The sequence below is a fragment of the Streptomyces sp. NPDC048603 genome (assembly GCF_043199475.1).
Taxonomy (GTDB): Bacteria; Actinomycetota; Actinomycetes; order Streptomycetales; family Streptomycetaceae; genus Streptomyces.
Window position 1 is genome coordinate 1 of the sequence record NZ_JBICVY010000016.1, and the last position, 5321, is coordinate 5321.

Sequence of the window (5321 nt, forward strand, 5' to 3'; positions counted from 1 at the left end):
ACGCCCGGTTACATTTCGAACCCGGAAGCTAAGCCTTTCAGCGCCGATGGTACTGCAGGGGGGACCCTGTGGGAGAGTAGGACGCCGCCGAACAACCCGCCCTTTTAGCTCAGTCGGTAGAGCGTCTCCATGGTAAGGAGAAGGTCAACGGTTCGATTCCGTTAAAGGGCTCTGACAGAAGAGGCCCCCGCCATCAGGCGGGGGCCTTTTTTGCGTTGTGCCCCGGCAGGGGCCGGAGCCCGACGAATAATGGCCGCATGACGACCGCTCTGATCCTCATAGACCTGATGCCCCGCATCGTCGCGTTGCCGTTGGCACCCCACGCCGGGGTGGAGGTCGTGGAACGCTGCCGGAGACTGGCCGAGGCGTTCCGGGCCAAGGGACTACCTGTGGTCGTGGTCCGGGTGGAGCGGCCGAATGTCGCGGAGCAGCCGCCGGGGAGCGGGCTCGTGGACGGACTCCGACAGCCGGCGGACATCGAGATCGTGAAGCGCACCGTGGGCGCCTTCCACGGCACCGGCCTGGACGAGCGGCTGCGGGAGCTGGGCGTGGACACGGTGGTCGTCGCCGGGCTGGTCACCACCATGGGGGTGGAGTCCACGGCTCGTGCCGCCTCCGATCACGGCTATGACGTCGAACTGGTCGAGGACGCCATGTCGGGCTTCGCGGCGGACGAGCACACGTTCGCGGTGGATCGGGTCTTCCCCCGGTTCGGGACCGTCCGCACCACCGCCGACTACGTCTGAGACCGTGACCGTCAGTCTCCCGTGCGGGGCTCCGGGACCCGGAAGGCCAGGATGGCCATGTCGTCCGAGGCCGGTTCGGCCGCGAAGCGTTCCACCGCGCGGAGGACACGGGCGGCGACCGCGCCGGCCGTCAGGCCCGTGCACGTCGTCAGGACGTCCGTGAGCCCGTCGTCCCCGAGCATCCGGGAGCCCTCCCGGCGTTCCGTCACGCCGTCCGTGACGCACAGCAGCACATCGCCGGGATCCAGGGTGAGGGTCTGCTCGTAGAGGTCCAGGTCGTCGATCACGCCCAGCAGCGGCTGCGGGTCGGCGGCCGGGAGGACCTGGCCGTTCGGGCGCAGGCGCAGCGGCAGGGGGTGCCCGGCGCAGACGACCTTCATCAGGGCGCCGCCGTTCGGCTGCGGGTGGAGTTCGCCGTAGAGGAGGGTGAGGAAGCGGCTGCGGGCACCCTCGTCGAGGATGGCCGCGTTCAGCCGTTCCAGGACCGCCGGGCCGCCGAGGCCCTCGCGGGCCAGGAGCCGCAGGGCGTGCCGGGCGAGGCCGGTGACCGCGGCCGCCTCCGGGCCCGTTCCGCAGACGTCGCCGATGGCGAAGCCGTACGCGCCGTCGCGGATCGGGAAGACGTCGTAGAAGTCGCCGCCGACCTCGTTGCCCTCGCCGGCAGCTCGGTAGATGACCTCCACCTCCATGCCGGGGATGGCGGGGGAGCCGGGCGGCAGCAGGCTGCGCTGCAGGGAGCGGCTGATGGCCGTGCGCTCCGAGTAGAGGCGGGCGTTGTCGAGGGCGAGGGCGGCCCGGCGGGAGAGGTCCTCGGCGAGTTCGAGGATCTCCTGGCGGAAGTGCTCCTCGTGCGGATTGCCCAGGGTGAGCATGCCGATGACGCGGTTGCGGGCCAGCAGTGGCAGGACCACGGTCTCGGCGCGGACCGCGGTGGCCGCGGCCGTCCATGGGCGGGCCCCGGTCTCGGTGACCGGCTCCGGCGGGTCGACCTCGGAGAGCAGCGCCTTCAGGCCGTCGATGCGGTCCTCGTCCTCGTGCAGGACGTAGGAGAGGTACGGCTCGGAGGCCGGGTCGGCGATGGTGTAGACGGCGCACCAGGTGGCGAGCGTCGGGACGGTCATCTGGGCCATCAGCGCCAGGGTCTGGTCCCGGTCGAGGGTGCCGGCCAGCAGGTCGGACGCCTCGACGAGGAAGGAGAGGGAGCCGCGGCGCAGCCGTTCCAGCTCGCCGAGGCGGGCGGACTCGACGGCCAGGGCGATCCGGTCGGCGGCGAACTGGAGGCGCAGGGCCTCGTCGTTGGAGTACCGCCCGGGGGCTTCCGCCGCCACCCCGAGGGTCCCGGTCAGCCGGCCCTCGACCTTGAGCGGGACGGTCACCACGGACCGCATGCCGGTGGTCTCCAGCAGAGGGACGGCGCCGGGGACGAGCGCGAGGTCCTCGTGGACGGCGGGCATCCGGGCGGAGCCGAAACGGTTGGTGCCGGCCTCGACCGGGACGCGGGCGAACCGCTGGCGGGTCGAGGGCAGTCCGGTGGTGGCCCGGACCTCCAGCTCGGTCTCGTCGTCGGTGGCCAGCAGCAGGAAGGCGGAGTCGGCGTCGAGCATGTCGCGGGCGCGCTCGACGGTGCGCTGGAGCAGCCCGTCGAGGTCGTCCGGGGCGGGAGAGCCGATGAACACCTCGAAGGGGTCGGCGGCGCGCGGTTCGGCGAGCCGGCCGTCGTCGCCGGCCGGTACCCGGGCGGGGCTCTGCAGGACGGCCCGTTCCTCGTCGTGGACGAGGAGGCAGACCGTGGAGGGCTCGCCCTGGGCGTCGCGGACCCGGAGGTGGGAGGCGTAGACGGGGATGACCCGGCCGTCGGCGCCGCGGATGCCGTAACTGCCCTCCCAGCGGGACAGCCCGAGGGCCTCGGCGATACCGGTGGCCGTGCCGGGCGTCTGGGGCCAGGCGGCGAGTTCCGCCAGGGGGCGGCCGACGGCCTTCGAGGCGGGGTGTCCGAAGATCTGCTCGGCGTCCTCGTTCCACGCGCTGACGACGGTGTCCGTGCCGACCTGGACCACGGCGACGCGGACGCGGTTCTGGGCGAGCGGGAGGAGCCGGTCGGGGACGACGGGACCGGCGTAGCGGGTACCGACCGGCCGGTCCGGCAGGTCGAGGCGGAACCAGACGTGTTTGTGGGTGGCGGTGTACTCCACGCCCCAGCGGGAGGCCAGGGCGGCGCACAGCAGCAGGCCGCGGCCGTTCTCCCGGTCCGGGTCGGCGTAGGCGCGGTTGTGCGGGAGGAGCGGCAGCTCGCGGTCGGGGTACCGGTCGGCGACCTCCACGCGCGCGCCGTCGCCGTTGCGCAGGCAGAGGACCTCGGCGCGGGTGCCGGCATGGATCACCGCGTTCGTGACGAGTTCGCTGGTGAGCACCACCGCGTCGTCGACGATGTCCGCGAAGCCCCAGCCCTGGAGGGTGTCGCGGACGAAGGCGCGGGCAGCCGCCACCGAGCGCCCTACGGGATCGAAGCTGGCAGCCGCCCTGGCCGTGATCACGGGACTCCTCAGACAGTGGACAGTCGGACGCCAGCGTAATTGCCCCGCCCTCGGTACGGGTGCGGTCCCCCCGGAATCCACTCGCAGGGTGTGGGTGGTGTGCGAAGGTACCGAAGCGTTATGGCCGGGTTCCGCCGTGGTGAAACACTGGGCAGGCTTGGAGTGCCTGCCGGCGCGCACCACCTGCCCGGCAGAGCGGCGGTCGACCCTTTCGGGAGGGACACGGTGGAGTCTGGCGGAGCGGCGCGACGTACGGGAACGCGCGCGAAGGGCGGACGGGCCCGGCGCAGCGGGACGACGGAGGTCGACAGCGCCGCGTTGAACAGGCTGCTGACCGCTCTCGTTTCGATGCGCGACGGGAACTTCCGGAAGCGGCTGACGGTCTCCGGCGACGGGGTGATGGCGGAGATCGCCGCCGTCTACAACGAGGTCGCCGACCGCAATCTGCACCTGAGCGGGGAGCTGTCCCGGGTCCGGCGGATGGTCGGGCGCGAGGGCAAGCTGAGCGAGCGGCTGGAGACGGGGGCCTGCGAGGGCGCCTGGGCGGCGGCGATCGACGCCTCGAACCAGCTGGTGGAGGACCTCGCCCGGCCGGTGTCGGAGGTCGGGCGGGTGCTGTCGGCGGTCGCCGAGGGTGACCTGCAGCAGCGGATGGACCTGCGGACCCAGTCGCCGGACGGGGTGGGGCACCCGCTGCGCGGGGAGTTCCTGAAGGTCGGGCGTACCGTCAACAACCTGGTCGACCAGCTGTCGGCGTTCACCGACGAGGTGACCCGGGTGGCGCTGGAGGTGGGCACCGAGGGGAAGCTCGGTGGTCAGGCCCAGGTGCGTGGTATGTCCGGTTCCTGGAAGGATCTGACCGATTCCGTCAACACCATGGCGTACCGGCTCACCGCTCAGGTGCGTGACATCGCGCTGGTGACCACGGCGGTGGCGAAGGGCGATCTGTCGCGGAAGGTCACGGTCCACGTGGCCGGCGAGATGCTGCAGCTGAAGAACACCGTCAACACGATGGTGGACCAGCTGTCCTCGTTCTCGTCCGAGGTGACCCGGGTGGCCCGGGAGGTGGGTACCGAGGGCGAGCTCGGCGGCCAGGCCAAGGTGCCGGGCGTTGCGGGCGTGTGGAAGGACCTGACCGACTCCGTCAACACGATGGCGGGCAACCTGACGGCGCAGGTGCGCGGCATCGCGCAGGTCACGACGGCCGTGGCGAACGGCGACCTGACCCAGAAGGTCACGGTCAGCGCGCGCGGCGAGGTGGCCCAGCTGGCCGAGACCATCAATCAGATGACCGATACCCTGCGCACCTTCGCCGACGAGGTGACCCGGGTGGCGAGCGAGGTCGGTGCCGAGGGTCTGCTCGGCGGTCAGGCGCAGGTGCCGGGTGCGGCGGGTACCTGGAAGGACCTCACCGACTCGGTGAACACGGTCTTCCGGAACCTCACCACTCAGGTGCGGGACATCGCCACCGTGACCACGGCGGTGGCGAACGGTGATCTGTCGCAGAAGGTCACGGTGGACGTGGCCGGCGAGATGCTGGAGCTGAAGAACACCGTCAACACGATGGTGGACCAGCTGCAGGCCTTTGGTGCCGAGGTGACCCGGGTGGCCCGTGAGGTGGGCGTCGAGGGTGAGCTCGGCGGTCAGGCGCAGGTGCCGGGTGCGGCGGGTACCTGGAAGGACCTCACCGACTCGGTGAACACGGCCTTCCGGAACCTCACCGGGCAGGTGCGCAACATCGCCCAGGTGACCACGGCGGTGGCGAACGGTGATCTTTCGCAGAAGGTCACGGTCGACGTCTCGGGCGAGATGCTGCAGCTGAAGAACACCGTCAACACGATGGTGGACCAGCTGTCCTCGTTCGCCGACCAGGTGACCCGGATGGCGCGGGACGTGGGTACGGAGGGCCGGCTGGGCGGCCAGGCGCGGGTGGAGGGGGTCTCCGGCACCTGGAAGGAGCTCACCGACTCGGTCAACTTCATGGCCGGCAACCTGACTTCGCAGGTGCGGCAGATCGCCCAGGTGACCACGGCGGTGGCGC

At 71.4% G+C, this 5321-nt stretch carries 3 protein-coding genes, 1 tRNA gene and 1 rRNA gene; 4 read left to right on the forward strand and 1 reads right to left on the reverse strand.

Features of this window, described 5'->3' with window-relative positions; all coding sequences use genetic code 11:
- The 3 genes from rrf to ACGFQ9_RS32145 form a co-directional block, all read left to right on the forward strand.
- Positions 1–93: ribosomal RNA gene (gene rrf, locus ACGFQ9_RS32135) — 5S ribosomal RNA — on the forward strand; the annotation flags it as partial.
- Between the two features lie 5 nt (positions 94–98).
- Positions 99–171: transfer RNA gene (locus ACGFQ9_RS32140), tRNA-Thr, on the forward strand.
- Positions 172–257: 86 nt separating this feature from the next.
- Complete coding sequence (locus ACGFQ9_RS32145) at positions 258–746, forward strand: isochorismatase family protein (protein ID WP_393578747.1); 489 nt, start codon at positions 258–260, stop codon at positions 744–746.
- An 11-nt stretch (positions 747–757) separates the two neighbouring features.
- Here ACGFQ9_RS32145 and ACGFQ9_RS32150 read toward each other — a convergent pair whose 3' ends face one another.
- Positions 758–3280, reverse strand: coding sequence for a SpoIIE family protein phosphatase (locus ACGFQ9_RS32150; RefSeq protein WP_393578749.1), 2523 nt, complete (start codon positions 3278–3280; stop codon positions 758–760).
- 225 nt (positions 3281–3505) lie between these two features.
- Between ACGFQ9_RS32150 and ACGFQ9_RS32155 the strand changes: the two genes are divergently transcribed.
- Positions 3506–5321, forward strand: a 1816-nt coding sequence (locus ACGFQ9_RS32155; protein ID WP_393578751.1) for a HAMP domain-containing protein, incomplete at its 3' end; no start/stop codon positions are given.

Coding starts and splice junctions, on each gene's coding strand:
- ACGFQ9_RS32145 (WP_393578747.1), top strand. CDS start 258: ATGACGACCGCTCTGATCCTCATAGACCTGATGCCCCGCATCGTCGCG.